The 3,325-nt window shown below is 65.5% G+C and carries 4 protein-coding genes; 2 read left to right on the top strand and 2 right to left on the bottom strand.

The features are described from left to right. A partial coding sequence (locus tag EN749_RS32965) for a YicC/YloC family endoribonuclease (protein ID WP_128364733.1) occupies positions 1-757 on the top strand: 757 nt, incomplete at its 5' end. Between the two features lie 3 nt (positions 758-760). Further along, a complete protein-coding gene (gmk, locus tag EN749_RS32960; RefSeq protein ID WP_013532512.1) occupies positions 761-1,417 on the top strand; it encodes a guanylate kinase in 657 nt (218 codons plus the stop codon). Positions 1,418-1,554: 137 nt separating this feature from the next. Here gmk and rsmA read toward each other — a convergent pair whose 3' ends face one another. Both rsmA and pdxA read right to left on the bottom strand, forming a co-directional pair. Further along, positions 1,555-2,394, bottom strand: coding sequence for a 16S rRNA (adenine(1518)-N(6)/adenine(1519)-N(6))-dimethyltransferase RsmA (gene rsmA, locus EN749_RS32955; RefSeq protein ID WP_127380786.1), 840 nt, complete (start codon positions 2,392-2,394; stop codon positions 1,555-1,557). Between the two features lie 10 nt (positions 2,395-2,404). Beyond that, positions 2,405-3,325 (bottom strand): 4-hydroxythreonine-4-phosphate dehydrogenase PdxA (gene pdxA / locus EN749_RS32950; protein WP_128364732.1); only part of this gene is annotated, 921 nt, incomplete at its 5' end.

Here is a 3,325-nt window from a genome sequence, read left to right as displayed (position 1 = left end):
GTTGGAACCTGCTGTCCGGCAAATACTTCAGAAACGTTTTGCCCGCGGCAATTTCCAGGCGACGCTGACCATCGGCCGTGCCGTTGGCGCGCAGGCGCAGCCGGTCGTCAACGAAGCCTTCCTGAAGGACCTTGCTGGGCTCGCCAAACGGCTGCAGGAGCAATTCGGCGTTGCTGCGGCGACGTCGGATGGATTGCTTTCGCTGCGCGGCGTGCTCGACATTCCTGAAACCGTCGAAACCGAGGAGGCGAGGGCCGCGCTCGATGCCGCGATCATGGCCGCGCTCGAAGTGGCCTTGAACGGGCTCGAACAGGCACGGCAGGGCGAAGGAGCCGCGCTGGCTTTGCTGTTGTCGGGTCATATCGACACGATCGAAGCGCTGACGCTGCGGGCAGAAGTGGATCCATCCCGCGAGACCGCGGTGATCCGCGAACGCATCGCCGAGCAGGTCAGGCTGCTGATGGACGCTTCCGCCAATCTGGATGCCACCCGACTGCATATGGAGGCGGCGTTCCTGGCCACCAAGGCCGATATTCGCGAAGAGATCGACCGGCTGAAAACGCATGTCGCATCCGGCCGGGCACTGCTGGTGGGCGGCGGCGCGGTCGGTCGCAAGCTCGATTTTCTGGCACAGGAATTTAACCGCGAATCGAATACGCTGTGTTCCAAATCGAATGCCGCAGCCATCACCGCGATCGGCCTGGACCTGAAGGCGGTGGTCGACCAGTTTCGTGAACAGATCCAGAATCTGGAGTAGCCGATGGTTGCCAAGGATTTGGGGTCCCGCATACGCCGCCGGGGCCTGATGCTCGTCCTGTCGTCGCCGTCCGGCGCCGGCAAGTCGACGATCGCGCGCAATCTTCTGGAAAGCGATTCCAGCCTCGAACTGTCGGTCTCGGTCACCACCAGGCCGCGCCGTGGAAGCGAGATCGAAGGCGTCCACTATCATTTTCGGACGATGCGCGAATTCGAGCGGCTTCGTGATTCCGACGCGCTGCTGGAGTGGGCCGAGGTGCATGGCAATTGCTATGCGACGCCGCGCGAACCGGCCGAACTGGCGCTGTCCGAGGGGCGCGACATGCTGTTCGACATCGACTGGCAAGGCGCCCAGCAGCTCAAGGAGAAGATGCGCGCCGACATTGTCTCGATCTTCATCCTGCCGCCATCGATGAAGGAGTTGAAGGCGCGGCTGAAACGTCGCGCTGAAGACCAGGAGGCGGTGATCGAGACGCGGCTGAAAAATGCCCGCAACGAGATCGAGCACTGGAAGGAATATGATTTCGTCATCGTCAATGATGACCTTGACCGCGCCTTCGCCGAAGTGCGCGGCATCGTCGTCGCCGAGCGGCTAAGACGCGACCGCCGGCCAGGCCTGTTCGATTTCGTCTCTGGACTGTTGGACGAGAAGACGGGCTGAGACCTCTTCCTTCGCCCCGTTCACGGGGAGAAGGTGGCCCGAAGGGCCGGATGAGGGGCGGTGCTGGCATTTCAAGGTTCGTGCTGCCCCCTCATCTGCCTGCCGGCATCTTCTCCCCGTAAACGGGGAGAAGAGAGCTACACCGCATTGGTCAGCCGCACGAATTCCTCGACGCTGAGCGTCTCGGCGCGGCGTGTCGGATCGATGCCGGCGCGTTCGAGCAGGGCCTCGCCGCCGAGGCTTTTCACGCTCTGCCGCAGCATCTTGCGACGTTGGCCGAAAGCGGCTTCTGTGACGCGGCCGAGTTTCTTCACCTCGGCGGGCAGGGGCGTCGGGCGCGGCACCAGATGCACCACCGAGGAGGTGACCTTTGGCGGCGGCGTGAATGCCTGTGGCGGTACGTCGAAGGCGATCCTCGCCTCCGTCCGCCAGCCGGCAAGAACCCCCAGCCGGCCATAGCTGTCGCTGCCGGCAGGCGCGACGATGCGCTCGGCCACCTCGCGCTGGAACATCAAAGTCATCGAGGTGTAGAAAGGCGGCCAGTCGCTGACCGTCAACCAGCGCACCAGCAGCTCCGTGCCGATATTGTAGGGCAGGTTGGCCACGATCTTGACCGGGCCGCCATTGCCGGTCGCTCGACTGGCAAGGCCTGTGAAATCCGTCTTCAGCGCATCGCCGGAAACAACCTCCAGCCGGCCGGGATAGTGGTCGGACACTTCGGCAAGAGCAGCCAGGCAACGTTCGTCACGCTCGATGGCGATGACGTGACGCGCGCCGTTGGAAAGCAGGGCGCGGGTCAGCCCGCCGGGACCGGGACCGACCTCGATCACGGTTGCATCGGACAAGTCGCCGGCGGTGCGCGCGATCTTGCCGGTGAGGTTGAGGTCGAGCAGGAAATTCTGGCCGAGCGCCTTCTTTGCCTGCAGCCCATGACGCTCGATCACCTCGCGCAGCGGCGGCAGCCCGTCGATGCTCATGCCCGAGATCTCATACCGCAACCGCCTTCGTGTTCGTGTCGGCCAGCCGCCGGGCAAGCTTCAGCGCCGCTATCAGGCTGTCGGGCCGCGCCACACCCTTGCCGGCGATGTCGAAGGCCGTGCCGTGGTCGGGCGAGGTGCGGATGAAGGGCAGGCCGAGCGTGACATTGACCGCCTCGTCGAAAGCCAGCGCCTTGGCCGGGATCAGCGCCTGGTCATGATACATGCAAAGGGCCGCGTCGTAGCCCGCCCGCGCCCGGACATGGAACAACGTGTCGGCCGGCAAAGGGCCGAAAGCGTCGATGCCATCGGCACGCAGGATGTCGACCGCCGGGCGCACGATCCGCTCGTCCTCGAGGCCCATGGCGCCGCCTTCGCCGGCATGCGGGTTGAGCCCGGCAATCGCCAGCCGTGGCTTGGCGATGCCGAAGCGGCCGGTGAGGTCGGCGGCGGTGATGCGCGCGGTGGCGACGATCAGCTCGGTGGTCAGTGCCTTCGGCACCTCGGCCAGCGCGATGTGGATGGTGACGGGAACGGTGCGCAGGTCGGGTCCTGCCAGCATCATCACCGGCATCGCCTCGACGCCGCTGTGCCGGGCCGCCAGATGCGCCAGATACTCGGTGTGGTCGGGGAAGCGAAAGCCGGCGTCGTAGAGCGGCTTCTTGGCGATGGGGCAGGTGACCACGGCCGAGGCTTCGCCGGCAAGGCAATCGGCGACGGCGCGGTCGATGGCCTCGATGGTGGCAGCCGCATTGGCCGGATCCGGCCGGCCGGGACTGTCGATGCAGCGGGCAGTCAGTGGAACGATCGGCAAGGCGCGGGCAAAGACCTGCGCCGCTTGCGCTGATGTCGTTTCGACGACCGGCAGCGAAATGCCGAGCAGGCGCGCCCGGGAGGCGATCAGCGCCGGATCGGCGAGCAGGTAGAAGGG

Origin of the sequence: Mesorhizobium sp. M7A.F.Ca.ET.027.02.1.1 (assembly GCF_004022985.1) — a bacterium.
In the GTDB taxonomy this organism is placed as follows: Bacteria; Pseudomonadota; Alphaproteobacteria; order Rhizobiales; family Rhizobiaceae; genus Mesorhizobium.
Note: the sequence above shows the minus strand (reverse complement) of the source record. Positions and strands in the feature narration are given on the sequence as shown.